The sequence below is a fragment of the Bacillus cereus group sp. RP37 genome, from assembly GCF_040459695.1.
Taxonomy (GTDB): domain Bacteria; phylum Bacillota; class Bacilli; order Bacillales; family Bacillaceae_G; genus Bacillus_A.
Genome location: NZ_JARVHP010000001.1, coordinates 1,342,657 through 1,367,329 on the forward strand (window position 1 = coordinate 1,342,657; position 24,673 = coordinate 1,367,329).

Consider the following 24,673-nt stretch of genomic DNA (forward strand, 5'->3'; position numbering starts at 1 on the left):
AAGAGGAGGTTATATTATTTGAAATTCCAAGAGACTTTCCATTTTAATATTTTAGGTAGGAAGAAATACGTAATGAAACTAGTCACCAAAAATCCGATGTAAAAGCTGGACAATGACTGCGCGCGACTTAGCATTAAACCTCCAACGATACCACCAAAGAAAATCGCACAAGCCAATACTACTTTTTGTAGTTTCGGATATAATAAGTAGTTACCATTTCGTTCATTGACTGAACGGGCATATAAATATATACCGAGTGGTAATAAAATAATGATATGTGCGATAGGTCCAATCAATGTTTTTACCGGTGGAATCTTTGTAAAGTTTGGTTCGTTATGACGTACTCCATCTTCATCAGTATAAGCGCTTTGAGGACTGTAATTAAAGCGAATGGCAAAATCTTCTGCTGGACTAGAAATACGTATGTTTTCCATCACATCATGTATAAGACCATTGTCCTCATGAAATTCAGTGTTTGAGTGAACTGCAATGACTCCTGAGATGAGTGATGGAAGTAAAGCTGGGAAGATTAATATAGCTGTAGTGAGAAATCCTTGCGATATAACATTCCCTGCAATTGTACCTATACATAAGGCAAGTGTATAAATAGCAATTAATACAATTAACATGTATATAAAGTAACTATGAAAGGGGGAGAATACTTGATATTTATTATGAAAAGTTAACTTTTTCATAATAGCAAATAGTCCCCAGTTTAAAACGACAACAGCGGCGATATTACAGATTCCAAACAACCACTTTGTTATATAGAGGTGTGAACGTTTAAAGGGCATAGACCATAGCAAGTCGCTAGAGTTATCTTGTCTTTCCCATCCAATTAACGTACAAGCTAGCACGATAAGTACACTACCTAACAGCATGACAGGATCTAGTAGTGTTAAATCAAAGGTGTAATGATATATATAGTTCCACTTTTTATTGTCATTTAGAAATTGTTCCTCTTGAATAGAAGTCATATAGTAGTAATATGACAAAGTATAGAAGCTGACGAGCCAAAATAACCAAACAACATACTTACTTTGGTGATACGTTCTTAGCCATAGAGCTTTTTGAAACATAGGATCTCTCCTTTAAAAAACTTTATAATTTGTTAGGCGTGATAATATAACATAAGTAATGATTCCAGTTAGAAACAAACCGATATAGTAGCTAGGTAAGAAATGAAAATGGTTTATTTTATAGCCGCCTAGTAATGCAAAGTAAATGGTTGTCCCCCATATCCATATTCGTAAATGCTTTTGGAAAATAAATATCTTCTGACCGTTTTCATTTGGCGATCGTGTATATAAATATGTCCCAAGTAGTAAATAAAATATCGTATAGAAAATAGGGACTAACATTGATTTGGCTGAATAATATATATGAGATGCTGGATCTCTTAAAGTAGTTGGATTGTTCTCGATCTTACGGGATTCCGGATCATAGTAATAATTGATAGAAAAGTGATTAGTTGGTGCAACTATATTTGTTTTTTGATTGATTTCATAAAGTTGTCGATATAAGTTTTCATTTTTAATATTTGCAGCGTCTAAATGGTTTATTGTAAAAGTGTATAGTAATGTAATAAATGTAACCCCTGCTAGTAACCACGGAACACAAAAAACAACCTGCGAAACAACGCTTCCAGTAAAAGTACCGATGCATAGTGCAGCTGTATATACTGCAACATAAGAAACAATCGCATAAAGAAAGTATCGATGAAATGGACTAAATGATTGATAATCAAAATGAATGGTTGTTCTATAAATCACATACATAAGAATCCAATTTACAAGTAAAGAGCTTACAATACAAAAGGAACCGAAAGTCCATTTAGATAAGAAAACGTCTTGTCTTTTAAAAGGCATCGTCATAAGTAGTGTATTAGATTGGTTGCTACGTTCCCATCCTATCAATAAGCAGGCTAAAGCAATGATAAGAACAGTTAACCAAAAACTATTACCTTCTCCTGAAGAAAAGGTATAAAAATAATAATACTGTTTCCCTTTTTCTTGTAATTCGTAATACGCATCAAGTTGTTGCTGAGCACTTCTATAGTAGCCAAAAGGTAACAAGTAAAGCGAACTAAAGAAGAATAGTAACACAGCATATTTCCCGCGCTTCCAATTCCACATCCACAACGCCTTATGAAACATACCCATCCTCCTCCAGTGTCGTAACGAAGACATCTTCAAGTGACATTGTTAATTCTTCAATGAGTATAGGTTGTTCTTTATAAAATTTCTCCAGTGTTGTAGCCACATTTCCCTCAATTAAGATTGTATATACTTTTCCTGTTTGATTTAATATTTTAATATTGCTTAAGTTTTCTAGTTTTTGAGGTAATGAACGTTCATAAGCTACTTGGATTTTAGCAAATCGTGATTTTGCATCGTCTAGTGATGTAATAGAAGATATAGTATGGCCTTTTAATATAATGATTGTATCTGCAATTTGTTCCACTTCATCTAAATGGTGAGTTGAGATGAAAATGGTAATCTCTTTTTCTGCAACTTCTCCAACGAGAAACTGTAAAATTTGTCTTTTCACGATAGGATCAAGTCCGTTTGTCGGTTCATCTAAAATGATATATTCTGCTTTTGCAGCAACGGCTAAAATGATGGCAAGCAGTGCTTTCATTCCTTTTGAGTAACTACGAATTCGTTTGTTTGGTAAGTTAAAACGTTCTAATAGCTCATAGAAATGTGTTTCATCAAATGCGGTATAAACTGCTTTATAAAACTTTACAATTTCTTTTATCGTATAGCCGTTCAGTATGTTAGTAGAATCCGGGACATATACGATTTTTTGTTTTGTCTCAGGATTTTTATGAATGTCGGTATCCTCATATGTAACAGTTCCCACATCGGGGTCTAAAATGCCGACCATCGTTCGCAATAAAGTTGTTTTCCCCGCACCGTTTCTTCCGAGTAATCCGACAATACTTCCTCTTTGTAATGTGAAAGAAACATCGTCTAAAATCGTTTGATTATCAATCGTTTTCTTCAAGTTTGTCACTTTCAGCATCCGCATTTCCTCCAATCTCTTTGTAATATGAATCTATCCAATCATGAATTTTATCTTTCGTAACACCAAGATAAGAGGCTTCTAATAGTAATTGATGAAATTGCTTTTCAACCATAGCGATTTTCCTTTCGTCTAATGTTGGGGTAATCGATTGGGATACAAATGTTCCTTTTCCTCGTAATGTTTCAATAATCCCTTGTCGCTCTAACTCTTGGTACGCCTTACTCACTGTATTTGGATTTATAACGAGTAAAGAAGCGAGTTCGCGTACAGAAGGTAGTTTGTCACTTGGAGCTAACATGTTCTTCAATACGAGTTCTTTTATATTTTGAACAATTTGTTCCCATATCGGAGTGTTGCTTCTTGGATCAAGTTGAATATGCAAGAGCAATGTCTCCTTTCTGACTTGTATTAAGTGTACTACTCGATGTAATACACTTAATACAATATAGGTGATGAATGTATTTGTCAACTGAAAATATTAGAAAAATATGGTATTAAAAAATAAAAAATTGGAAAAAATAGGTCTGATATAGAATGGAGGGTTAGTCATGAAGCGAGTTTTTGGAATACTTGTTTGTTTCATGTTATTGCTTTCTGGTACTTCAGTTAGTTTCGCACAATCTGAGAAAACGAAGCAGGAGAAAACAGAAGAAACAACGCCGAAGTTAGCGGAACAAGCGTCGTCAGCAATTGTAATTGAACAAGATACAGGTAAAGTTTTGTTTGATAAAAATCCAAATGAGAAGTTACCACCTGCTAGTATGACGAAGATTATGACAATGCTATTAATTATGGAACAAGTTGAAAAAGGAAAACTAAAACTGACCGATAAAGTTAGAGCAAGTGAGCATGCAGCTTCAATGGGTGGATCACAAATCTTTTTAGAGCCTGGAGAAGAGATGACTGTAAATGAAATGCTAAAAGGTATTGCCATTGCATCTGGAAATGATGCATCTGTTGCAGTAGCGGAGCATATCGCTGGTTCAGAAGAAGGTTTTGTAAATATGATGAACAAAAAAGCGAAAGATTTAGGACTGAAAAATACTCATTTTCAAAACCCAACAGGTCTTCCGGCTAAAGACCACTATTCCACAGCGAATGATATGGCTATAATGGCGAAAGAATTGATGAAGTACCCACTTATTCGCAAATATACCGGTAAATACGAAGACTATTTACGAGAAGATACGGATAAGAAGTTTTGGCTCGTTAATACGAATAAGCTAGTACGTTTTTATCCTGGAGTAGATGGTGTAAAAACGGGCTTTACGACAGAAGCAAAATATTGTTTAACAGCATCGGCTGAAAAAAATGGCATGCGTGTTATTTCAGTTGTTATGGGAGCACCTACATCGAAAGAACGGAACAACCAAGTAACGAAGCTTCTTGACTACGCATTTGGACAATATATGACAAAGAAATTGTATACGCGTGGAGAAAAAATTAAGACTGTTCAAGTAGGAAAAGGGAAAAAACAAAAGGTAGATTTAGTCGCGTCAGACAATGTGTCTCTTCTTATGAAGAAGGGCGACAATATGGACAAAGTTAAACAAGAAGTAATTGCTGAAAAGAAAGTGAAAGCGCCGATTAAAAAAGGTGACGCACTTGGTACACTTGTTATTAAAAAAGATAAAGATGTTTTATTAAAACAAACTATTGTAGCAAAAGAAGATGTTGCTGCAGCGAGCTGGTGGGAGTTATTTAAAAGAAGTTTTGGGATGTTTTCAACATCAAAATAGCGGCAAACATTTTGCCGCTTTTCTATTCTTATGAAAGTAAATAATTGTTGAATGGTTTCACTTTATGGCGAAATAGTTCTTCTTTTGTCAGTAGGAAGGATTCTTATGTTGTATCACGAAAATCTTTATGTATGTAAATGAGTAAAGTTTGAGCATAAGGAGGAAATCGTGTGAGTCTTTCCATGCAATTAGAAGTAAAACGTGACGTCCTATGTGTGAGACTAGCGGGTGAATTAGATCATCATACTGCTGAAGAGTTGCGAACGAAAGTAACAGATATGATTGAGACACATGGTGTTCATCATATTGTTTTGAGCCTAGAGAACTTATCGTTTATGGATAGTTCTGGTTTAGGTGTTATATTAGGCCGATATAAGCATGTAAAGGGATTAGGTGGGGAAATGGTTGTTTGTGCAATTTCACCGCCTGTTAAGCGTTTATTTGAAATGTCGGGCTTATTTAAAATTGTTCGCTTAGAAGAAAGTGAAGCGCATGCGCTCGCGACGTTGGGGGTGGCATAAATGAGAAATGAAATGAACCTTCAATTTTCAGCATTAAGTCAAAATGAATCATTCGCTCGCGTTACAGTAGCTGCTTTCATTGCCCAACTAGACCCAACGATGGAAGAACTTACGGAGATTAAAACGGTTGTGTCAGAAGCAGTTACGAATGCAATTATTCATGGGTACGAAGGAAATGCAGAAGGTGTTGTTTATATTTCTGTAATTTTGGAAGAAGCAATGGTGAAACTCACGATTCGAGATGAAGGGATTGGCATCTTTGATTTAGATGAAGCAAGACAACCCCTTTTTACAACTAAACCTGAATTAGAGCGTTCGGGAATGGGATTTACTATCATGGAAAATTTTATGGATGAAGTAGAAGTTATTTCAAACGAATCTTTCGGGACAACAATCCATTTGACAAAATACTTATCAAATAGTAACGCTCTATGCAATTAAGGAGAATAGCCAATGGACATAGAGGTCAGAAATGAGAAGAAGAAACCTCAGTTAAAGGACCACGAGCTAAAAGCGTTAATTCAAAAAAGTCAAGATGGAGATCAACAAGCAAGGGATACAATCGTTCAAAGTAATATGCGTCTCGTATGGTCGGTTGTGCAGCGTTTTCTTAATCGAGGATACGAACCAGACGATTTATTTCAAATTGGATGTATTGGACTCTTAAAATCGGTAGATAAATTTGATTTATCTTTCGACGTGAAATTTTCAACATATGCAGTTCCAATGATTATTGGCGAAATACAGCGATTTTTACGTGATGATGGATCGGTGAAAGTAAGCAGATCTTTAAAAGAAACCGGAAACAAAATTCGGAAGATGAGAGACGAGCTTTCGAAAGAATTCGGAAGGGCTCCAACGATTAATGAAGTAGCCGAGGCGTTAGAACTAACGCCGGAAGAAGTTGTTCTGGCGCAAGAAGCGAGTCGTGCTCCTTCATCCATACATGAAACGGTGTATGAAAACGATGGAGATCCGATTACTATTTTAGATCAAATTGCCGATCAATCTGAAACGAAATGGTTCGATAAAATTGCTTTAAAAGAAGCAATTAGAGAATTAGATGATCGAGAACGTTTAATTGTGTATTTACGCTATTATAAAGACCAAACGCAATCAGAAGTAGCGGAACGCATAGGCATTTCGCAAGTACAAGTTTCAAGACTTGAAAAGAAAATATTAAAACAGATGAAAGATCGAATAGATGAATAGCTATCTATTCGATTTTTTTTATGACTTTAATAGGAGGAGAATGTAAACTTTCGTAAAAATTAACAGAATTTATTGATAATTTAGTCAATTTAAAATATAATCCAAGTATGAACTTGTCACAAAGGGGGAAGGAAATATGGAAACGAGGCAACAATGGGGAACGAGGGCTGGATTTATTTTCGCAGCGGTCGGCTCTGCCGTTGGATTAGGAAATATATGGCGTTTTCCTTATACAGCGTATGAAAATGGGGGAGGCGCATTCTTTTTACCGTACTTATTCGCATTATTAACGACTGGTATTTCATTATTGGCGTTTGAATTTGCTCTTGGGCATCGTCATCGTGGTTCAGCACCACTTACATTCTTCCGTATTAATCCACGTGCTGAATTTATTGGATGGTGGCAAATGTGTGTAACGTTTATCGTTTCAACATATTATGCAGTAATTATTGCTTGGTCTATTTCGTATACGTACTTTGCAATTACTGGAGCATGGGGGAAAGACACGCAATCATTTTTATTTAAAGAATATCTACATGTTGCCGATAAGCCAGGACAGTTTGGGGGTCTTGTGCCGGAAGTATTAATTCCATTAGCTCTTGTTTGGATTATTGTGCTCGGTGTGGCATTCAAAGGCGTTAAAAAAGGAATCGAAGTTGTTAACCGTATTTTCATTCCTTTATTAGTTGTTATGTTCCTTATTATCGTAGTTCGTGCAGTGACGATGGAAGGTGCAATGCAAGGATTAGATGCATTCTTTAAACCGGATTGGAGTCGTATTTTCGATGGAAAGGTATGGCTTGCTGCTTACGGTCAAATTTTCTTTAGTTTATCTTTAGCATTTGGAATTATGATTACGTATTCTAGTTACTTACCGAAAAACTCAGATACAACAAATAATGCCTTTATTACTGGCTTTGCAAACTCAGGATTTGAATTATTAGCAGGGATTGGGGTCTTTGCAGCTCTTGGATTTATGGCAAACAATATGGGAGTACCGGTTGATAAAGTAGCAAGTGCTGGTGTAGGGCTTGCGTTCGTAGTATTCCCTCAAATTATTAATGAATTACCGATGTCACCGTTATTTGGCGTATTATTTTTCTTATCATTAACGGTTGCTGGAATTACATCCCTCATTTCGCTTGCGGAAGTATGTTTTGCTGCCGTATCTGAAAAGTTCAGTTTAAGCCGCCAAAAAACAATTGGAATTATGGGGACACTTCTCGTACTAGTTTCTCTTGTTTTTGCAACACGTGGCGGGCTTATGTTCCTAGATGTTGTTGATTATTTCGCTAATAATTTCGGATTAATTTCAATTGCATTAGCGGAAGTAGTTACGATAGGGCTCATTCTACGCCGTTTACCAGTTTATCAAAATCATGCAAACTTCGTATCTGATATTAAGTTAGGAACGTTTTGGAGAGTGAGTCTACTCGTTATTACTCCGCTTATGTTAGGGTACATGTTAATTGATGGCACAATCCAAAATATTAAAAAGAACTACGGAGATTATCCAACGGAGTTTGTTGTAACGTATGGTTGGTCGATAGCGGCAGCATTCCTTATTGTGGCACTAATTATTAGTCTGAAAAAATGGGATGCACAAATACATTCAGATTCTGCCAAGCTTGAAAAAGAATGGAAAGATCGAGGTGTTTCATAATGAGTGGATCAGCGATTATGATGATGGTTATTGGAATAGTAGTCATTTGGGGAGGGCTTGCATTAAGTATTGCAAATTTATTTAAGAAAAAGGCATAAACTAAAAAACATCTGTACCGAAACGGTACAGATGTTTTTTTTATGAAAAAATTGTATTAGAAAAAAATTCAATAACCATACTACAACTACGAGGAAGAGTGAAGAGGTGAATGGAAATTGGAAAGAACAATTTATATTAAAATGCGTAATCGATTAAAAGTTTCCCCTACATATGAAGTGAAGCTGGGTGATGTTGCTCAACTTGCTGGAGATGCTGTGGTAGTTGAGTCGTTACAGGATGAGGTAGTTTACAAAATAACAGCGCATGATAAGACGCATGTTGTCATTGATGTTATGAAAATTATTGAAATTATTCAACAAAAAGCGGCCCATATACAAATTAATTTACTCGGTTCTGGACAAACTCTTGTTGAAATTATATATGAAAAAAAGAAAGTACATCCGATTTTTTTCGGACTTGTATGGATGTTACTTTTCATTGGAGCGGCTCTTGCAATCATTTATTTCCATGAAGATGTAAGTATGCAACAAGTGCACCAACGGTTATATTACATGATTACGGGAGAATTTAAGGCACAACCACTTCTATTTCAAATTCCTTATTCATTAGGTCTTGGATTAGGTATGGTCTTATTTTTTAATCATGTATTTCAAAAGCGAATTAATGAAGAACCGAGTCCGTTAGAAGTGGAGATGTTCCAATACCAGCAGTCACTTGACCAATATGTAATTGTTCATGAAAACAAGGACAATATGAAACAACTTGCCGATGATTGAAGCTGGGCTCGTTATTGTAATTGGTTTAGCGGGAGGGATTGCAGTAGGTAGCGGATATGTCGCATTTTTAGCTGTACTTGGTATAATCCCTCGTTTAGCCCAATTAACGAGAAGTGGAAAGCATATTCAATATTTTGAGTGGGCGGTTATTGCAGGTACATTAACAGGGGCTTGGTGTAGTTTGAAAAATATTACATTTCAAACGTCGCAATATTGGCTTGTTATATTAGGAATATTTTGTGGCACATTCATTGGGATGCTCGCAGCCGCATTAACAGAAGTATTAAATGTTTTACCTATTTTAGCGAAACGAGTAGGGGTAGAGGGGAAAATCGTTATTTTACTTGTTGCTCTTGTACTTGGCAAAGTAATAGGCTCATTGTTTCACTGGATTTATTTCGTAAAGTAGGAGGCAATATATAAATGACAGGGCGAAAACTAAAGGATGATTACATAAATAAAGTGAAGGAGTACCATCCAAAACCAAACTATTTCCTAAATTGTGTCAAGGCATTTCTTGTAGGCGGATTCATTTGTACTGTCGGAGAAGTATTGATGAAATTTTATATACATTATTTTCATTTCAGTGAACAAGAGGCGGGAAATCCGACAGTTGCAACTCTTGTATTATTATCGGTGATTTTAACAGGTTGTGGTGTATATGATAAAATCGGTCAATTTGCTGGAGCAGGATCGGCGGTACCAGTTACGGGATTTGCAAATTCTATGGCGAGCGCTGCGCTAGAACATAAGAGTGAAGGAATTGTGCTTGGGGTTGCTACAAATATGTTTAAACTGGCGGGAAGTGTTATCGTTTTTGGGGTTGTTGGTGCATACGTTATTGGATTAATAAGATATACTTTTAAAATTTTTATGTCTTAAAGGAGGGGCTAGTATGAGGTTGACAGGAAAACAAACGTGGGTATTTCAAAATGATATTTATGTGAATGCAACTGGTACTGCTGTCGGTCCAAAAGAAGCTGAAGGCCCTCTAGGAAAGGATTTTGATATTTCATATGATGATTTACATTGCGGAGAGGAAAACTGGGAACTTGCGGAACGAAGATTAATGTCAGATTCCATTCAACAAGTCATGCAAAAAGGAAATGTAAAAACATCACAAATTGATTTCTTTTTAGCGGGTGATTTATTAAATCAAACAGTGACAGCAAATTATGTTGCGCGTAAGTGGGGGATTCCCTTTTTAGGGATGTTTAGTGCTTGTGCGACCTCGATGGAGACTTTAGCGGTTGGATCAGCCTTTATAGACGGTGGATTCGCAAATCGTGTTTTAGCGACGGTAAGTAGTCATAATGCAACGGCTGAAAGACAGTTTCGTTATCCAACAGAGTATGGAGGACAAAAACCAGGAACAGCAAATTCCACTGTTACAGGTGCGGGATCCATATTAATTAGTAAAGAAAAAAGTGCCATTAAAATTACGGCAGCTACGATTGGAAAAGTGCAAGACTTAGGAATTGCGAATCCTTTAGATATGGGGTCAGCGATGGCACCCGCTGCTGCTCATACAATTCAACAACATTTTGAAGATTTGAAGAGAAGTGCAGCAGATTATGATTTGATTGTTACGGGTGATTTATCAGCTATTGGGACACCAATCGCAAAACAACTGTTACTGGAAGAAGGTTATGATCTTGGGCATATATATAATGATTGCGGATTAATGATCTATGATTCCGGTCAAGAAGAAGTATTTGCCGGTGGTAGTGGCTGTGCTTGTTCAGCTGTTGTCACATATGGTCATTTATTAAGAGAGATGCAAAAAGGGAATTTACAACGGATTTTTGTCGTTGCTACTGGTGCGTTATTAAGCCCGATGATGATGCAGCAGAAAGAAACAATTCCAACCATTGCACATGGTGTCGTATTTGAGAGAGTGAAGGGAGAGTGAGTTGTGGATTTTATATATGCATTTCTTGTAGGAGGCGCCATTTGTGTAATTGGACAGGTATTGTTAGATTTCGCAAAGTTAACACCAGCACATTTAATGGCAACCTTTGTAGTTATAGGAGCAGTTTTAGATGGATTCGGATTGTACGATAAGCTTATAAAGTTTGCTGGTGCTGGTGCGACAGTTCCTATTACAAGTTTTGGACATTCACTATTACATGGGGCAATGCATGCGGCAGAAAAACACGGATATATAGGGATTGGTATGGGTATGTTTAGTTTAACGTCTGCAGGCATTTCTGCGGCGATATTATTTTCATTTTTTGTAGCACTTATATGTAAACCGAAAGGATAAATCAAATGAGACGAAGGGTTGTTTTGGTCACAGATGGAGATGAATATGCAAAGCGAACAATTGAGCTTTTAACGAAGGAATTTGGGGGAAGGTGTATTTCAGCATCACAAAGTAATCCAACCAAATTGACAGGGAAGAAAGTTGTTGAGCTTATTATGCAAACGCCATATGACCCTGTATTTGTCATGTTTGATGACAGCGGATTTATTGGAGAAGGATCTGGTGAAAAGGCTTTAAAATATGTAGCGACCCATAAACAAATTGATGTACTGGGAATTTTGGCAGTAGCGTCTAATACACATCATTGGGAATGGGCACGTGTAGATGTAAGTGTAGATCGGAACGGGAATTTAACCGAATATGGTGTTGATAAATTTGGACTTCCAGATGGTGAAATTGGCAGAATTAGCGGCGATACAATTTATTGTTTAGATGATTTGAATGTTCCTGTCATTGTGGGAGTTGGTGATATTGGTAAGATGTGTGGAAACGATGAATGGGAGAGAGGGTCACCAATTACTAAAAAAGCAATTCAGTTAATTTTGGAAAGGAGTGGATTTTATGACGAAGCCTAAAAAAGTGGATATCCCTATTTCATCTTTCATAAGTGATAATGAAAATTACTTAAAGCAAACAGCTGGACTGGGTGTTACATACGATGTTGGCATTCGTAAATTTCAAATTTTAAATAAAGAAATTGGTGTGTTATTTGTAAACGGACTTTGTGATACAAATTATATTATCCCTATTTTAGAAGAAGCAGTGGATACAAATGAGATAAGGGATGTAGAAGAAGATACAGTGAAGCTTTTAGAGAATCGTTTAATCCATCAACAAGTAAGTAAAGTGAAAACGATGGACGAGGTAATGCTCCAAGTATTATCAGGACTCATCGTTATATTTGTGGAAGGTGAAACGGAAGCGTTTGCAATAGATGTTCGTAGCTATCCAGGACGAACACCGACAGAACCTGATACTGAAAAAGTAGTACGCGGTGCGAGGGATGGATTTGTTGAAAATATCGTTGTAAATACAGCGTTAATTCGTAGGAGAATTCGAGATCCACGTCTTCGAAATGAAATGATTCGAGTAGGAGATAGATCGCAAACGGATATTTGTATTACATACGTTCAAGATGTTGCAAATCCAGATTTAGTAAAGATTATAAAACAAGAATTAAATAACATAGATGTAGATGGAATTACGATGGCGGATAAAACAGTGGAAGAGTTTGTTGTAAAGCAAAGCTATAATCCATTCCCCCTTATTCGATATACAGAAAGACCGGATGTAGCGGCGAATCATTTATTAGAAGGACATGTGTTAGTACTCGTTGACACATCACCGAGTGCTATGATTACTCCAACAACATATTTCCACCATTTACAGCATGCAGAAGAGTTTAGACAAAATCCAGCTGTCGGTACATTTTTACGCTGGGTACGCTTTTTAGGTGTCTTATTCTCCTTGTTTTTACTACCATTTTGGTTAGTATTTGTATTTGATCCAACTCTTTTACCAGAAAATCTTGCTTTCATTGGGCCGAATAAGATGACGCATTTACCCATTTTATTACAAGTGTTGATGGCCGAAATCGGGCTTGAGTTTTTAAGGATGGCAGCTATTCATACTCCTACGCCGTTATCGTCTGCAGCAGGATTAATTTCCGCCATATTAATTGGTCAAATAGCAATCGACGTAGGTTTGTTTGTACCAGAAGTTATTTTGTATGTAGCAGTTTCTATGATCGGTGCATATGCAACACCGAGTTATGAATTAGGATTAGGAAATAAGGTTGGAAAATTATTTGTTATTATTTTGACAGGTCTCTTCCATGAGATGGGATTTGTAATTGGTATGACGATATTGATTTTATTTTTAACGTCTATAAAAAGTTTACAAACACCTTATTTATGGCCGTTTTTACCATTTGATTGGGGAGCATTAACAAAAATTCTACTCCGTCCGACGATGTCTAGTTTAAAAGTACGCCCAAGTATTGTAAGACCTCAAAATGTAAAAAGACAAAAATAAACGGGATTATACACCCGTTTATTTTTTTTTAGTAAAAATTTATTGTTTTTTAACAAAAATCAAACATTTTTTGTGTACACTTAGAGTAGATATTGTGTATGGAAGGGGAAGAGGACATGATTAAATTATTTGTAAGTGATTTAGATGACACGCTCGTTTACAATGTGAATCATATGCAAAAAGAAGATGAACGTGCACTTTGTTGGTTAGCTGAAAAAGGGACAAATATTTGTTTTGCCTCTGGCCGCTTTACTCATCGAATTGATGAAGTTGTAAATAGGTTTGCATTCCCGTATTACACAACTAGTTTAAATGGAGCGACGATGTTACTGCCGGATGGAAAAATATTTCATCAATCAAGTTTTGAAGATGGGATTGCCCAGGAAATATATCGATATATCCATAAAAAGGGACTAGCAGATATTGTTTGTGCAAATGAGCAACGGTATACAAAAAGAAAGAATGAACATCATCATACTTTTGAAACGTATATGGGTGTGCATATTGCTGAGATAGAAGCATTGGAAGAGGAATTTGGTAAGACTGTACATCCTGCGAAATTGTTTGTTTTTGGGGAAGAAGAGACAATTGCAGCATTAGATCAAGAGTTACGAGATACATTTCAGAGCGAAGCGGAAGTTTTTATGTCTGGTAAACGTTATGTTGACATTATGCCAAGGGGAGTAAGTAAAGGGAGTGCTTTAAGGCAACTAATGGAACATTTGCAAATTGAAGCAAATGAAGTTGCGTGTATTGGAGATTCTTTCAATGATATTTCTATGTTTGAAGTAACCCCGCATTCATTTACTCTACATCATGCTCATCCATACGTGAAGGAGAAGGCAAATCATGTTGTTCGGTCGGTAGAAGAAGCTATTATGAAATTGCCGTTACTCGTATAAAAAAAGAAGCTCGTCAGCGACGAGCTTCTTTTTTTACTTGAATAATGATTTAACAAAATCAATGATACTTGAGAAGAAATCTTTCACTTTATCTAGGAAACCTTGCCCTTCTTCAGATCCTAAAAAGGCAGAAACGTGTTCTTTTGCTTTATTTAACTGACTGCCAACTTGATTCCAATCGATATTAAGATTTTTCATTTTATCAAATAGCGCAACTAAGTTATCTAACTGTTCATCCGTTAATGTAATACCAAGTTGATCCGCAATTTTTTTAATTAATGAACGTAAATCTTCAGTCGTTTTTGGTTGTTCTTTGGCAATTTCTTCTTTAATTTTTGCAACAAGTTGAACTGCTTTTTCTTCACCAATTTTATCGCCGAGCTGAGCTGTTTGCACCATTTCTTCATTGGCTACTTTTTTTACTTCCTCAGGAATTGCTTTGTTCGATGTTGTTTCATAGGCTTTCATTAAACCGGTTAAAGCAGCAGTTCCTGAAACTTTAAATGGTGCAGTAATTTGAATTTCTGCATCTTTCACACCTGCTGTAATAAGTGCGTTTGTGTACATTGCATCTGTTATCGAATTAATGTTTTTTGAACGTACAATGAGACCAGACCCTGGCTTTGTGTATGTAATCATAGAAGAGGAAATTGCTCTCGTCCCAATTTGCGCTTTTGGAACAATCCCTTCTAGAAATTTATGTTCTTCCGCATTAGACACAGTAATGATTGTAGCATCTTTTGGTGCTTTCATTTCTTTTAACAGATCTTGTTTTTGTTGTTCAGACAAGTTTTCTCCTAGTGTAACAATTGATTCTCCTTCGATGATGTCTGCAAACGAAGCTGTCGGCATCATAAATACCGTTACAGCTAATAGCAGAGCTAGTAATTTCGTTTTCACGAAAAATCGCTCCCTTTCTCTTTCTAAAATTTTCGGGCAACACAGTTATTATAGTATATATTTCTTATTTGTCACCTAGCTTTTTCCACATTTCAAAAAAGAAGTATGTAGATTGTCGGATTCTTTTTGTTTCTAGTCATGAATGTGGTAATATAGTGCTGAGATAGTTGAAAGGAGACATATACGTATGAAAACTTTAGGATACATATTAATGGAAAATGGTGAAAAAATCGATTTAGAATTTTTCCCAGAAGAGGCACCAAAAACAGTAGAAAACTTTAAAAAACTAGCAGAGCAAGGATTTTATGATGGTGTGACATTCCACCGCGTTATTCCTGGCTTCGTAAGCCAAGGTGGAGATCCAACAGGAACAGGTGCAGGTGGCCCAGGTTACTCTATCCCATGTGAAACTGATGGAAATCCTCATAGACACCTTGTAGGATCACTTTCTATGGCTCATGCTGGCCGTAACACAGGCGGTAGCCAATTCTTTGTTGTTCATGAGCCACAACCGCATTTAGATGGTGTACATACTGTATTCGGTAAAGCAACAAGCGGTATTGAAACAGTATTAAACATGCGTCAAGGCGATGTAATGAAAGAAGTTAAAGTTTGGGAAGAATAAGTTAATGGGAAAAGAGAGCTATTGCTCTCTTTTTTTGTTTTTTAATAGGAATGGGTATTTCGTTTACAGTACATGATACAAGTAGTACTGTTATTGTAGTGAAAATATGTCGCTTATAAGAACAAAATTTTAACAAATTACATAGAATACATTAGATTACATGTTTCAATAAATATTTTTATTAAATTAATTTTGCTAGAATTCATTTGCTCTAAAGTGCTGAATATTAAAGTGATAATGAGCAGTGGATGTTTCTTTTAACTTTCATATAACAGCGTTTCTTGTGTTATCTACTTAGAAAAAATAGTACTGAAACATATATTTGACTTTCTTCTTTTCGCTTTGTATGATTATCAAGTTGTTTTAAGCCCTTCTCACTCTGTTGAAAATATTGTAAAATGAATGTGATATGAAAAGAGTGGTTGAGGGGATTAATAGTTTGTAACTTTTGTAAGAAGGGATAAGGGTTATGTTAATTCGTTTTAAAAAAAGTTATGAAAAGATTGCAATGGGGCTTCTTTCATTTATGCCAACTGAAAAAGATGTGAAAACATTACAATTGACTATGAAGGATTATGAAGCAAAGGATGATTGGCAATTGTATTTGTGGAAACAAAACGAAGATTTTGTTGGAATAATGGGGATTGTAAAAAAAGAGAATCAAGTTTTGGAAATTCAGCATTTGAGTGTGAACCCATCTCACCGTCATATGGGTATTGGGACGAAGATGGTTCAAGAGTTAAAGAGTAAATTTCTTGAGTTTACAATTTGCGGAAATGAGCAAACAGCAAGTTTTTGCAAAAAGTGTAAAGGGCTAGAACAAAATATACATTCTTAAAAGCAGAGATAAGTAGTTTATTATCTCTGCTTTCTTTTTTGTAATTGTTCATTTCGTTCAGCAATAACTTCTGTTCGATCACGTAATGTGTGCTTATGTATTATAAATTCATTAGAAGTAGCATTCACATCTTTCCAAGGGAGGTTTTGTTTCTGACATAATTCCAAGCAGCGCTTTTCTAATGCTGTATCCGATAATGGTAAAAATAGCGGTGTAAAACCTTCTTCTTTCTGTATAGATTGCAATCTATCCTTGAGTAAGAATAGAAGTTGTGTCTGATTAATTCCTAAACGTAGTAAAGGGCCACTGTTTTTTTCTAAAATCGTTATGGCGCTTTTCATCATCTTCTCTGCGCCATTCCAGTTAGAGCGTCTTTGATGGTATAAAGAAACTGCAATTTGAATAAGACCGACTAAGTAATTATCACGATCTCCTCTTGGTTTTGTTTTCCAATATTCTTCTAGTATTTCGTGGCATTCAAAATAATCATAATCTCCGTGAAAATGAATTAAAAATTGTATGTATTCGGTAGGATACATTTTCTTCACCCCTGTTTAACGGTTATAAATACAAGTGTATCACAGAAATATGAACAATAAACGACTAGGGAATTTTCCCTAGTCGTTATTGTTCATATTAGCAGAAGCAAGCTGCCCCTACAATAATTAGTAAAATAAACAATACAACAAGTAATGCGAACCCACCGCTAAAACCACAATCAACGTGACCCATAGTTTTTTGACCTCCTACATTGTTCTTACTACACTGTTATCATATGAAGCGGTGGGCATGATGATATAGGCATAGGTCTATTTTTAATTAAATTTCTTAAAAAGGTTGGATAGAACATGAGTATGCTCTATACTTATGTTGTTATAGAAAAAATGTGGTGGGATGCTTTGTGCAGTATAATTTTAAAGTAGAGGCTTTTGAAGGGCCTTTAGATTTATTGTTACATTTAATACATCGTTATGAAATTGACATATATAATATTCCTGTAGCGGAAATTACAGAGCAATATTTATCTTATGTTCATACGATGAAAGAACTACAATTAGATGTTGCAAGTGAGTATTTAGTAATGGCTGCAACGTTATTACAAATTAAAAGTAAAATGTTGTTGCCGAAACATGAAGAAGATGTACTTGATAACGGTGATGACTTTATAGATGATCCTCGTCAAGAATTGATGGAGAGGTTAATTGAATATAAGAAATATAAGCAAGTTGCTACTGAGCTAAAAGAAAGAGAACAAGAAAGAGCACAGCTATATACACGTCCGCCAATTGATTTTACATCGTTACAACAAGAAGAGGAGACAAACTTGCCTCTTGATGTTACGTTATATGATATGCTAGCGGCATTTCAAAAATTAATGCGCCGTAAAAAAGCAAAGAAACCTGTAACAACACGTATTACTCGTCAAGAAATACCAATTGAAAAGCGCATGATTGATATTTTAAAACAGTTAGAAATACAAGGTGGTCGTCAAAGTTTTTATGATTTGTTTGTTGATGATGAACGGGAAATAATGGTTGTAACATTTTTAGCGGTTCTTGAGCTTATGAAAAATCAACAAATCATAATTGAACAAGAACATAATTTTGATGAAATTTTCGTATCAAGCTCTACTAAATCTGCATAGATTTAGTATGGAAAATGGGATGGAAATAATATATCTCATGCTAGGTTTGAATGTATCGTTTGGAACAAGAGAAAAAATATTGAACCGAACGCATTGATTGTGATTCGGTTTTTTGATGTGTATTTTTATGGAGAAAATTGGAGGAAGGAGCTCGTAAAATGGATAGAAAAGAACAGAAATCAATCATTGAAGGGCTTTTATTTGTTTCTGGTGATGAAGGGATTTATCCAGAACAAATAGCGAAAGTGCTTGAAATTGAAGGAAATGAAGTAATCGATATTTTAGAAGAAATGCAAAAAGAATGTGAAGGTGCACACCGCGGTTTGCAAATTGTACAGTATGCAAAAGTATATCGTTTTGCTACAAAGAAAGAACATGCTTCGTACTATCAAAAATTAATAGATATCCCAACAGCTGCTTCACTTTCTCAGGCTGCTTTAGAAACGTTAGCGATTGTTGCATATCGTCAACCAATCACAAGAACTGAGATGGAAGAGATTAGAGGGGTAAAAACCGATAAGGCGTTACAAACGTTAGTTTCACACTTACTTATAAAAGAAATGGGAAGAGCAGAAGGTCCTGGGCGTCCTATTTTATATGGAACAACGAAAGAATTTTTAGACACGTTTGGACTGAAAACATTAGATGATTTACCTCCGCTTTCTGAAGAAAACGAACAAATGAATGAAGCAGATTTATTCTTCGGTTCTTTACAAGAGATATCGAAGTAAAAGCTTAGCATTTTGCTAAGCTTTTTTTTGTATATCAATTATATACCGTGCCATACTAATTGAAAAAAGGAGACGAGTTATGAAAGGTATGCGAAGTATTTTATTAGTAGTTTCTGTTTTGTTATGCTTTTCTTTAAATAGTTCATCGGCAAAAAGATATATGATGTCTATTCATACCACGTCTCCTTTACATATGCAGCGGCAACATTTTGGTAAAATGAAAGTGAGTTTTTTAAAAGTTGGACAAGGTGATGCAACACTTATTACATTACCAAATGGACAAACGATGTTAATTGATGGGGGACCTTACGAAGCGGGAGAGGTTATCATTCAAAAACTAATCGAAAAAGGGATTAATCATTTAGATGCTATCGTCAGTACCCATCCTGATATGGATCACATAGGAGGACTCATTCCGATTGTAGAGCAAATGCCGGTATCACTTATATTAGATAGTGGAAAAACATATAGTTCTTTTACTTATCATACGTATCGGAATCATATTAAAAAAAGAGGAATTCCTTTCGTTTCAGTAAAAGAAGGACAATACATACCGCTAGATCCGCATGTTTCCATACAAGTATTAAACAATGGGAAATCAAAAGATGAAAATAATGAATCTTCAATTGTGTTAAAGGTACGATACGGAAAAGCGGATTTTTTACTAATGGGTGATGCTGATGTGCGGACGGAAACTGAAATATTAAAGCAATTTGATGTACATGCAGATGTGTTAAAGGTGGGACATCATGGCTCATATACTTCAACGAGTGAAACGTTTATAAAGAAGGTAGAACCACAGTTCGCGATTCTTTCATATGGGAGCAGAAATCCGTATGGACATCCGCACCAAAGTGTAGTGAGACGATTAAAACGACATGGTATAATGATATATGGAACCAATAAACGTACAGTAGAAATGGAAACAGACGGCGAGCATATTACAATAGGCTCTAGTGGATTAATGCCTTTACTTAAATGAGGAATAGGATAGGGGATATTCTCCCTTTTTGGAAAAGTGAATAACATATATTATAATTGCGAGAGATGTACTAAGTTTCCTTTTTATTAAACAAAGAGGAAATTTCATTCGAATGTATAGACAACTACTCGTGCATATATTAAGATGGAATTAGGCGAATAAGGTAATAATAACAAGTAGGTATTTCATGGGAAAGGATCGATGAAAATGAAAACGCAAGTTGTCATCAATGCCAAAATTTATACAGGTCAAGAAGTAGTGGAAAACGGATTTATTCGTTACGCAGAAACAATTAAAGAAATTGGTTTGATGGCTCAATATGTATCACAAGAAAATGAAGCAGTTTTAGATGCGGCAGGGAAGATTGTGATTCCAGGTATGATTGATGTTCATATTCATGGTGGATACGATATTGATGCGATGGATGCAAATAGCGATGGGTTAGTAACTCTAGGTAAAGAAATGTTAAAAGAAGGAGTTACAACTTACTTCCCAACAACAATGACACAAGCTCCAGAAGCAATCGAAGCAGCACTACATGCTGCGAAGGAAGCGAAAGAAAAAGGAGCACATTTCGAATATATTCACTTAGAAGGACCGTATGTTTCAAAAAAACGTGCAGGTGCACAACCACTTGAACATATTGTTCCTGCGAATATTGAACAATTTAAACAATGGCAGGAAGCAAGCGGAAATCTAATTAAATTAGTAACATATGCACCTGAAGAAGAAGGTGCATTAGAGTTTGAGCAGTATCTTGCTGAAACTGGTGTTGTTGGCACAATGGGGCATACAGATGCAATTGATGCGCAACTAAAAAATAGAAACATTACACATGCAACGCATTTATACAATCAAATGCGTGGATTACATCACCGTGAACCAGGAGTTGTTGGTCATGTGTTATTAAATCCAGATGTAATGGTTGAAGTAATTACAGATGGTATTCACATTCACCCTGATATGGTGAAATTAGCATATAAATTAAAAGGACCGAAAAAAGTAAGTGTTATTACTGACGCAATGCGTGCAAAGGGTCTTGAAGATGGATTATATGAGCTTGGCGGACAGCCAGTACATGTAAAAGATGGTAGTGCTCGATTAGAAGATGGAACGTTAGCTGGTAGTATTTTAAAAATGGATCAAGCTTTCCGAAATGTAATTGAATTTACAGGTTGTTCAATCGAAGATGCAGTACTGATGACATCAGTTAACCAAGCAGAAGAGTTTGGATTAAATAATAAAGGTGCATTAGCGGTAGGAAAAGATGCAGACTTTGTTGTGATGAATGAAGATTTACATGTATATGATACGGTTCGTTTAGGAATTCATATGAAGGAAGGGAAGTAATTAAATGAATATTCTTGTTGTAAAAACTCCAGAAGAATTAGCAGAAGCAGGTTATAAATTAATTGAAGAAGTCGTAAAAACAAAAGAAAATCCAACATTAGGAATGGCTACAGGAAGCTCTCCATTAGGTATTTATGCAGAAATGCGAAAAAATAAACTTGATACAAGCCGTGTAACCACTGTAAACTTAGATGAGTACGTAAATTTACCACATGAAGATAAAAACAGCTATCACTATTTCATGCAAGAACAGTTGTTTGATCATCTTCCATTTAAACAAACTTATGTACCAAACGGGATGGCAAGTGATTTAGAAGAAGAGTGCAAACGTTATGAGGGCATTCTAGCTGCTAACCCAGTTGACCTACAGATTCTTGGAATCGGTGAAAACGGTCACATCGGATTTAACGAGCCAGGAACACTGTTTAATTCTCCAACAAACATTGTTGAATTAACAGAATCTACACGCCAAGCAAACCTTCGCTTCTTCGAAAAAGAAGAAGATGTGCCAACTCATGCGATTACAATGGGAATCGGAAGCATTATGAAAGCGAAACAAATTCTACTTGTTGCTATGGGTTCTAAAAAGGCAGAAGCTGTGAAAGAATTATTGCAAGGTGAATATAGTGAAGCGTGTCCTGCTACAGTTTTACAACGTCATCCGAATGTAACCGTAATCGCTGATCAAGAAGCTCTATCTTTATGCAGTGAGGCGATTGCTGATGAACATCGACAAGTATTCACCATTTCCGATCTATTATCAGATTCAAGAGTGGGTGAAACAGCTAATTGAGGACGGCGAATGGAAGCCGGGAGATAAAATCCCATCTGAGAATGAACTTTGCGATAAGTTCGAAGTGAGTCGTATGACAATCAGACAGGCGATTAATAATTTAGTGGAACAAGGCTATTTATATCGGAAACGTGGAATCGGTACGTTTGTCCAACTTCCGAAAGTGGAACAAAAATTGCAAGGAATGACGGGATTCACAGAAGATATGATTTCTCGTGGGATGAACCCAAGTAGTCAATTACTTAGTTTCCGCCTAGTTCCAGCTACTGCGAAAATAGCAGACCGGTTAAGAATACAGGAGGGAGAGTCGGTTTATGAGGTGAGGCGTATTCGCTTAGCTGATGATGAACCGATTGCTTTTGAGACGACATATTTGTCGCCAGCTCTTGTAAAAGATATTAACGAAGAAATATTGCAACAATCTTTATATGAACATTTAGAGAAAAAACTGGGCTTTAAACTTGTTAGCGCTACTCAATCAATTGAAGCTTCAATTGCAACGGATAGTGAAGCGGAACATCTGCATATTCCTAAAAAGGCGCCAGTACTTGTAATGCGTCAATGGTCATATTCAGAAGGTGAAGTACCGTTAGAGTATGTGAAATGTATTTATCGTGGGGATCGTTATAAGTTTATTACAAACATCGCACGTAACAAATAATATATTTCAGTTTGTGAAGTACAGTTAATGTCAAATTGTTTAACATGTAAAGAAAAAATACGACTCATCCTTACAAGGAGTGAGTCGTATTTTTATTATGAGCAATTACGTGATTAACAGCATCCTTAACCGTATTTACTACATAGTGAGCGTGTTCTTTTACTGCGTCATCTGCTTGAGACATAGCAAAACTATGAGGAGTTAAAGAAAACATAGGAATATCATTATAAGAATCCCCTATGCAAGCAACTTCCTCTGGTTGTATTTGAAACTCTTTTAATAAAACAGAAATAGCAGAACCTTTACTAATATTAGGTGGCATTACATCTAAACATTGTTCTGCTGAAATAAAGGTACTAACTTTTCCGTGGAATTTTTCATCAATTTTTTTCTGAAGGAGTTGTAAGCTTTCCTTCGTTCCACCGACAGAGATTTTATTTGGGAAAATTGTATCATCAATTTTTTGTAATAGATGCGGTTCTTCAACAGAAGTCATAGTTACTTGTTGTTCAAGCTCATGAATAAACGGTGTTTTCTCTTCAATGTAATAATTATGCTCATCACTAACATAACGGAAATAAGGCTCTTCATTTGTCATTGCCAATAAATCAGGTAAAATACTAGAGTCAAATGTAGCAGATAGTAGTTGTTTATTATCGTTTGTATATACAAATACACCATTCACACTAATGCGGTGGAAATTTGTATTAACTGCTTTCATTAAATCTGCAATTTCATTATCAAGTCTTCCGGAAGCGAAACAAAGAATTACATTTTGTTCAGCTAGGCTGCGTAGAGCGAGAACATCTTGTTCATCGACAACACCTCCGTGATGCATCATTGTACCATCGATATCACTCACAAACATTTTAATCATATTGCGGTCTCCTTTCTATGTACAGTTGCCCTTACATTATACGCATCATATATAAACATGTCTAAAAAATGAATTTTTATGAAATGGTAGATGTTTTACATTGACGACAAAGAAGAATGTTCTGTAACATAAAAGCAGGCTATTTAAGTACGAGGGTGGTGTTATATGAGTAATTATCTAGAAATTAAAAAAGTTTTAAATAATAATGTCATCATTGCTAGCCATCCTGAACACGAGGAAGTAGTAGTGATTGGTAAAGGAATTGGATTTGGGAAAAAAGCGAAAGATGTATTGGAGCAAGAACAAATTGAAAAAATGTTCGTTTTAAAAAATGAACGTGATCGTGAACAATACAAACTGTTAGTGCCACATGTGAGTGAAAAATTAATTGAATTAATGAATGATATTATGTTCTATATTCAAGAAAAAGCAAAATCACCATTGAATGAACATATTCATATCGCTCTAACAGATCATATTTCTTTTGCAATTAAGCGATTAAAACAAGGACTTACAATTGATAATCCTTTTTTAGTTGAAACGAAAATGCTCTATCCAGAAGAATATGAAATTGCTGAAGGTGTTGTAGACCTTTTAAATTCTCGTTTGCAAATTACATTGCCAGAAGGAGAAATTGGTTTTATTGCACTCCATATTTACAGTTCGCTTACAAATTCAGATTTATCTTCAGTTAATCAAAACTCCCGTCTCATTGCACAGCTTGTATCTTTAATTGAGACAAACTTACAAATTACATTAGACCAAGAAAGTATCCACTATTTACGCCTTATTCGTCATTTGCAATATGCGATTGAACGGGTGAAAAAAGGAGAGAAAGTAGAGGAATCACAAAGTTTTGCTGAGTTATTAAAGGCGGAATATCCTGTCTGTTATAATTTAGCTTGGAAGCTAGTTAAGGTCATGCAAAAAGAATTGCAACTTCCTGTGTATGAAGCAGAGAGTATATATTTAACGATGCACCTGCAACGCTTAGTGAAAGCAGAGCATGTGTAAAAAGACATATATTTTTGTCTAAAATGAAAACGTTAAAAAAAATCATTGAATCGC

Annotated in this window: 31 protein-coding genes; 23 read left to right on the forward strand and 8 right to left on the reverse strand. The window is 35.7% G+C overall.

Annotated elements, in window-relative coordinates:
- Window positions 1–14 precede the first annotated feature (14 nt).
- The 4 genes from QCI44_RS07205 to QCI44_RS07220 are packed head-to-tail and all read right to left on the reverse strand — an operon-like array spanning window position 15 to window position 3,412.
- Window positions 15–1,079, reverse strand: a complete 1,065-nt coding sequence (locus QCI44_RS07205) for an ABC-2 transporter permease (RefSeq protein ID WP_016086432.1) — start codon at window positions 1,077–1,079, stop codon at window positions 15–17.
- Between the two features lie 12 nt (window positions 1,080–1,091).
- Window positions 1,092–2,156: an ABC transporter permease subunit gene (locus tag QCI44_RS07210; RefSeq protein ID WP_016086433.1), complete on the reverse strand. Its 1,065-nt coding sequence runs from the start codon at window positions 2,154–2,156 to the stop codon at window positions 1,092–1,094.
- Window positions 2,146–3,027: an ABC transporter ATP-binding protein gene (locus QCI44_RS07215; protein ID WP_016086434.1), complete on the reverse strand. Its 882-nt coding sequence runs from the start codon at window positions 3,025–3,027 to the stop codon at window positions 2,146–2,148. The genes QCI44_RS07210 and QCI44_RS07215 overlap by 11 nt, the downstream gene beginning before the upstream one ends.
- Window positions 2,993–3,412, reverse strand: a complete 420-nt coding sequence (locus QCI44_RS07220) for a GntR family transcriptional regulator (protein WP_000548032.1) — start codon at window positions 3,410–3,412, stop codon at window positions 2,993–2,995. The genes QCI44_RS07215 and QCI44_RS07220 overlap by 35 nt, the downstream gene beginning before the upstream one ends.
- 166 nt (window positions 3,413–3,578) lie before the next feature.
- Here QCI44_RS07220 and dacF point away from each other — a divergent pair, with 166 nt between their 5' ends.
- From dacF to QCI44_RS07290, 14 genes are all read left to right on the forward strand, one after another.
- The gene (gene dacF / locus QCI44_RS07225; RefSeq protein WP_016135297.1) at window positions 3,579–4,769 is read left to right on the forward strand and encodes a serine-type D-Ala-D-Ala carboxypeptidase DacF; all 1,191 of its coding nucleotides are present in this window, start codon (window positions 3,579–3,581) and stop codon (window positions 4,767–4,769) included.
- Between the two features lie 170 nt (window positions 4,770–4,939).
- The gene (gene spoIIAA, locus QCI44_RS07230) at window positions 4,940–5,290 is read left to right on the forward strand and encodes an anti-sigma F factor antagonist (RefSeq protein ID WP_000059133.1); all 351 of its coding nucleotides are present in this window, start codon (window positions 4,940–4,942) and stop codon (window positions 5,288–5,290) included.
- A complete protein-coding gene (gene spoIIAB, locus QCI44_RS07235) occupies window positions 5,291–5,731 on the forward strand; it encodes an anti-sigma F factor (protein WP_001243399.1) in 441 nt (146 codons plus the stop codon).
- Window positions 5,732–5,743: 12 nt separating this feature from the next.
- On the forward strand, window positions 5,744–6,502 hold the full coding sequence (gene sigF / locus QCI44_RS07240) for an RNA polymerase sporulation sigma factor SigF (RefSeq protein WP_016086436.1): 759 nt from the start codon (window positions 5,744–5,746) through the stop codon (window positions 6,500–6,502).
- Window positions 6,503–6,638: 136 nt separating this feature from the next.
- Window positions 6,639–8,165 carry a sodium-dependent transporter gene (locus QCI44_RS07245; RefSeq protein WP_016086437.1) on the forward strand — a complete coding sequence of 509 codons (1,527 nt, stop codon included), beginning with the start codon at window positions 6,639–6,641 and terminating at the stop codon, window positions 8,163–8,165.
- Entirely contained in the window at window positions 8,165–8,263 is a 99-nt protein-coding gene (locus QCI44_RS07250; protein WP_000016826.1) for a methionine/alanine import family NSS transporter small subunit, read from the forward strand. The genes QCI44_RS07245 and QCI44_RS07250 overlap by 1 nt, the downstream gene beginning before the upstream one ends.
- 117 nt (window positions 8,264–8,380) lie before the next feature.
- Window positions 8,381–9,001: a stage V sporulation protein SpoVAA gene (gene spoVAA, locus QCI44_RS07255; RefSeq protein ID WP_016086438.1), complete on the forward strand. Its 621-nt coding sequence runs from the start codon at window positions 8,381–8,383 to the stop codon at window positions 8,999–9,001.
- Window positions 8,994–9,410 (forward strand): stage V sporulation protein SpoVAB, encoded by a 417-nt coding sequence (gene spoVAB, locus QCI44_RS07260; protein ID WP_033659766.1) that lies wholly within the window; start codon window positions 8,994–8,996, stop codon window positions 9,408–9,410. The genes spoVAA and spoVAB overlap by 8 nt, the downstream gene beginning before the upstream one ends.
- Window positions 9,411–9,424: 14 nt before the next feature.
- Window positions 9,425–9,883, forward strand: a complete 459-nt coding sequence (gene spoVAC, locus QCI44_RS07265) for a stage V sporulation protein AC (protein WP_016135296.1) — start codon at window positions 9,425–9,427, stop codon at window positions 9,881–9,883.
- Window positions 9,884–9,896: 13 nt separating this feature from the next.
- On the forward strand, window positions 9,897–10,913 hold the full coding sequence (gene spoVAD, locus QCI44_RS07270; RefSeq protein ID WP_016086441.1) for a stage V sporulation protein AD: 1,017 nt from the start codon (window positions 9,897–9,899) through the stop codon (window positions 10,911–10,913).
- 3 nt (window positions 10,914–10,916) lie between these two features.
- Window positions 10,917–11,267, forward strand: a complete 351-nt coding sequence (gene spoVAE / locus QCI44_RS07275) for a stage V sporulation protein AE (RefSeq protein WP_000345909.1) — start codon at window positions 10,917–10,919, stop codon at window positions 11,265–11,267.
- 5 nt (window positions 11,268–11,272) lie between these two features.
- Window positions 11,273–11,842 (forward strand): stage V sporulation protein SpoVABEA, encoded by a 570-nt coding sequence (gene spoVAEA / locus QCI44_RS07280; RefSeq protein ID WP_001254415.1) that lies wholly within the window; start codon window positions 11,273–11,275, stop codon window positions 11,840–11,842.
- Window positions 11,829–13,301, forward strand: coding sequence for a spore germination protein SpoVAF (spoVAF, locus tag QCI44_RS07285; protein WP_016086442.1), 1,473 nt, complete (start codon window positions 11,829–11,831; stop codon window positions 13,299–13,301). Before spoVAEA ends, spoVAF begins: the two co-directional genes overlap by 14 nt.
- 98 nt (window positions 13,302–13,399) lie before the next feature.
- On the forward strand, window positions 13,400–14,203 hold the full coding sequence (locus QCI44_RS07290) for a Cof-type HAD-IIB family hydrolase (protein ID WP_016086443.1): 804 nt from the start codon (window positions 13,400–13,402) through the stop codon (window positions 14,201–14,203).
- A gap of 33 nt (window positions 14,204–14,236) precedes the next feature.
- Here QCI44_RS07290 and QCI44_RS07295 read toward each other — a convergent pair whose 3' ends face one another.
- Window positions 14,237–15,103: a DUF1002 domain-containing protein gene (locus QCI44_RS07295; protein ID WP_000850509.1), complete on the reverse strand. Its 867-nt coding sequence runs from the start codon at window positions 15,101–15,103 to the stop codon at window positions 14,237–14,239.
- 187 nt (window positions 15,104–15,290) lie between these two features.
- On the opposite strand from QCI44_RS07295, the gene QCI44_RS07300 reads away from it, so the two are divergent.
- Both QCI44_RS07300 and ribT read left to right on the forward strand, forming a co-directional pair.
- Window positions 15,291–15,728: a peptidylprolyl isomerase gene (locus QCI44_RS07300; RefSeq protein ID WP_000853785.1), complete on the forward strand. Its 438-nt coding sequence runs from the start codon at window positions 15,291–15,293 to the stop codon at window positions 15,726–15,728.
- A 469-nt stretch (window positions 15,729–16,197) separates the two neighbouring features.
- Window positions 16,198–16,566, forward strand: a complete 369-nt coding sequence (gene ribT, locus QCI44_RS07305; protein ID WP_000908397.1) for a GNAT family N-acetyltransferase RibT — start codon at window positions 16,198–16,200, stop codon at window positions 16,564–16,566.
- Window positions 16,567–16,586: 20 nt separating this feature from the next.
- On the opposite strand, the gene QCI44_RS07310 is transcribed toward ribT, so the two are convergent.
- Both QCI44_RS07310 and QCI44_RS07315 read right to left on the reverse strand, forming a co-directional pair.
- The gene (locus tag QCI44_RS07310) at window positions 16,587–17,105 is read right to left on the reverse strand and encodes a DUF309 domain-containing protein (RefSeq protein ID WP_016135295.1); all 519 of its coding nucleotides are present in this window, start codon (window positions 17,103–17,105) and stop codon (window positions 16,587–16,589) included.
- Window positions 17,106–17,202: 97 nt separating this feature from the next.
- Complete coding sequence (locus tag QCI44_RS07315) at window positions 17,203–17,298, reverse strand: YjcZ family sporulation protein (RefSeq protein WP_000510194.1); 96 nt, start codon at window positions 17,296–17,298, stop codon at window positions 17,203–17,205.
- Between the two features lie 169 nt (window positions 17,299–17,467).
- On the opposite strand from QCI44_RS07315, the gene scpA reads away from it, so the two are divergent.
- From scpA to phnF, 6 genes are all read left to right on the forward strand, one after another.
- The gene (gene scpA / locus QCI44_RS07320; protein WP_001199757.1) at window positions 17,468–18,211 is read left to right on the forward strand and encodes a segregation/condensation protein A; all 744 of its coding nucleotides are present in this window, start codon (window positions 17,468–17,470) and stop codon (window positions 18,209–18,211) included.
- A gap of 158 nt (window positions 18,212–18,369) precedes the next feature.
- Window positions 18,370–18,942, forward strand: a complete 573-nt coding sequence (gene scpB / locus QCI44_RS07325) for a segregation/condensation protein ScpB (protein WP_016086446.1) — start codon at window positions 18,370–18,372, stop codon at window positions 18,940–18,942.
- Between the two features lie 79 nt (window positions 18,943–19,021).
- Window positions 19,022–19,924, forward strand: coding sequence for a ComEC/Rec2 family competence protein (locus QCI44_RS07330; protein ID WP_016086447.1), 903 nt, complete (start codon window positions 19,022–19,024; stop codon window positions 19,922–19,924).
- A 207-nt stretch (window positions 19,925–20,131) separates the two neighbouring features.
- Window positions 20,132–21,274: an N-acetylglucosamine-6-phosphate deacetylase gene (gene nagA / locus QCI44_RS07335; RefSeq protein WP_016086448.1), complete on the forward strand. Its 1,143-nt coding sequence runs from the start codon at window positions 20,132–20,134 to the stop codon at window positions 21,272–21,274.
- A gap of 4 nt (window positions 21,275–21,278) precedes the next feature.
- Window positions 21,279–22,067, forward strand: coding sequence for a glucosamine-6-phosphate deaminase (gene nagB / locus QCI44_RS07340; protein WP_001024205.1), 789 nt, complete (start codon window positions 21,279–21,281; stop codon window positions 22,065–22,067).
- On the forward strand, window positions 21,997–22,728 hold the full coding sequence (gene phnF, locus QCI44_RS07345) for a phosphonate metabolism transcriptional regulator PhnF (RefSeq protein WP_080117875.1): 732 nt from the start codon (window positions 21,997–21,999) through the stop codon (window positions 22,726–22,728). The genes nagB and phnF overlap by 71 nt, the downstream gene beginning before the upstream one ends.
- Window positions 22,729–22,798: 70 nt before the next feature.
- On the opposite strand, the gene QCI44_RS07350 is transcribed toward phnF, so the two are convergent.
- Window positions 22,799–23,605 carry a Cof-type HAD-IIB family hydrolase gene (locus QCI44_RS07350; protein ID WP_016135294.1) on the reverse strand — a complete coding sequence of 269 codons (807 nt, stop codon included), beginning with the start codon at window positions 23,603–23,605 and terminating at the stop codon, window positions 22,799–22,801.
- Between the two features lie 165 nt (window positions 23,606–23,770).
- On the opposite strand from QCI44_RS07350, the gene glcT reads away from it, so the two are divergent.
- Window positions 23,771–24,619, forward strand: a complete 849-nt coding sequence (gene glcT, locus QCI44_RS07355; protein ID WP_000073864.1) for a glucose PTS transporter transcription antiterminator GlcT — start codon at window positions 23,771–23,773, stop codon at window positions 24,617–24,619.
- Window positions 24,620–24,673 lie beyond the last annotated feature (54 nt).

Excerpts from the sequence above, each read along its gene's own strand:
- spoIIAB (WP_001243399.1), top strand. The coding sequence starts at position 5,291 with ATGAGAAATGAAATGAACCTTCAATTTTCAGCATTAAGTCAAAATGAA.
- QCI44_RS07315 (WP_000510194.1), bottom strand. The coding sequence starts at position 17,298 with ATGGGTCACGTTGATTGTGGTTTTAGCGGTGGGTTCGCATTACTTGTT.
- nagA (WP_016086448.1), top strand. The coding sequence starts at position 20,132 with ATGAAAACGCAAGTTGTCATCAATGCCAAAATTTATACAGGTCAAGAA.
- nagB (WP_001024205.1), top strand. The coding sequence starts at position 21,279 with ATGAATATTCTTGTTGTAAAAACTCCAGAAGAATTAGCAGAAGCAGGT.
- spoVAF (WP_016086442.1), top strand. The coding sequence starts at position 11,829 with ATGACGAAGCCTAAAAAAGTGGATATCCCTATTTCATCTTTCATAAGT.
- scpB (WP_016086446.1), top strand. The coding sequence starts at position 18,370 with ATGGATAGAAAAGAACAGAAATCAATCATTGAAGGGCTTTTATTTGTT.
- spoVAB (WP_033659766.1), top strand. The coding sequence starts at position 8,994 with ATGATTGAAGCTGGGCTCGTTATTGTAATTGGTTTAGCGGGAGGGATT.
- sigF (WP_016086436.1), top strand. The coding sequence starts at position 5,744 with ATGGACATAGAGGTCAGAAATGAGAAGAAGAAACCTCAGTTAAAGGAC.
- QCI44_RS07210 (WP_016086433.1), bottom strand. The coding sequence starts at position 2,156 with ATGTTTCATAAGGCGTTGTGGATGTGGAATTGGAAGCGCGGGAAATAT.
- spoVAEA (WP_001254415.1), top strand. The coding sequence starts at position 11,273 with ATGAGACGAAGGGTTGTTTTGGTCACAGATGGAGATGAATATGCAAAG.
- phnF (WP_080117875.1), top strand. The coding sequence starts at position 21,997 with ATGAACATCGACAAGTATTCACCATTTCCGATCTATTATCAGATTCAA.
- QCI44_RS07300 (WP_000853785.1), top strand. The coding sequence starts at position 15,291 with ATGAAAACTTTAGGATACATATTAATGGAAAATGGTGAAAAAATCGAT.
- QCI44_RS07290 (WP_016086443.1), top strand. The coding sequence starts at position 13,400 with ATGGAAGGGGAAGAGGACATGATTAAATTATTTGTAAGTGATTTAGAT.
- dacF (WP_016135297.1), top strand. The coding sequence starts at position 3,579 with ATGAAGCGAGTTTTTGGAATACTTGTTTGTTTCATGTTATTGCTTTCT.
- QCI44_RS07250 (WP_000016826.1), top strand. The coding sequence starts at position 8,165 with ATGAGTGGATCAGCGATTATGATGATGGTTATTGGAATAGTAGTCATT.
- QCI44_RS07330 (WP_016086447.1), top strand. The coding sequence starts at position 19,022 with ATGAAAGGTATGCGAAGTATTTTATTAGTAGTTTCTGTTTTGTTATGC.
- glcT (WP_000073864.1), top strand. The coding sequence starts at position 23,771 with ATGAGTAATTATCTAGAAATTAAAAAAGTTTTAAATAATAATGTCATC.
- QCI44_RS07310 (WP_016135295.1), bottom strand. The coding sequence starts at position 17,105 with ATGTATCCTACCGAATACATACAATTTTTAATTCATTTTCACGGAGAT.
- QCI44_RS07350 (WP_016135294.1), bottom strand. The coding sequence starts at position 23,605 with ATGATTAAAATGTTTGTGAGTGATATCGATGGTACAATGATGCATCAC.
- spoVAD (WP_016086441.1), top strand. The coding sequence starts at position 9,897 with ATGAGGTTGACAGGAAAACAAACGTGGGTATTTCAAAATGATATTTAT.
- ribT (WP_000908397.1), top strand. The coding sequence starts at position 16,198 with ATGTTAATTCGTTTTAAAAAAAGTTATGAAAAGATTGCAATGGGGCTT.
- QCI44_RS07245 (WP_016086437.1), top strand. The coding sequence starts at position 6,639 with ATGGAAACGAGGCAACAATGGGGAACGAGGGCTGGATTTATTTTCGCA.
- spoVAC (WP_016135296.1), top strand. The coding sequence starts at position 9,425 with ATGACAGGGCGAAAACTAAAGGATGATTACATAAATAAAGTGAAGGAG.
- QCI44_RS07215 (WP_016086434.1), bottom strand. The coding sequence starts at position 3,027 with ATGCTGAAAGTGACAAACTTGAAGAAAACGATTGATAATCAAACGATT.
- QCI44_RS07205 (WP_016086432.1), bottom strand. The coding sequence starts at position 1,079 with ATGTTTCAAAAAGCTCTATGGCTAAGAACGTATCACCAAAGTAAGTAT.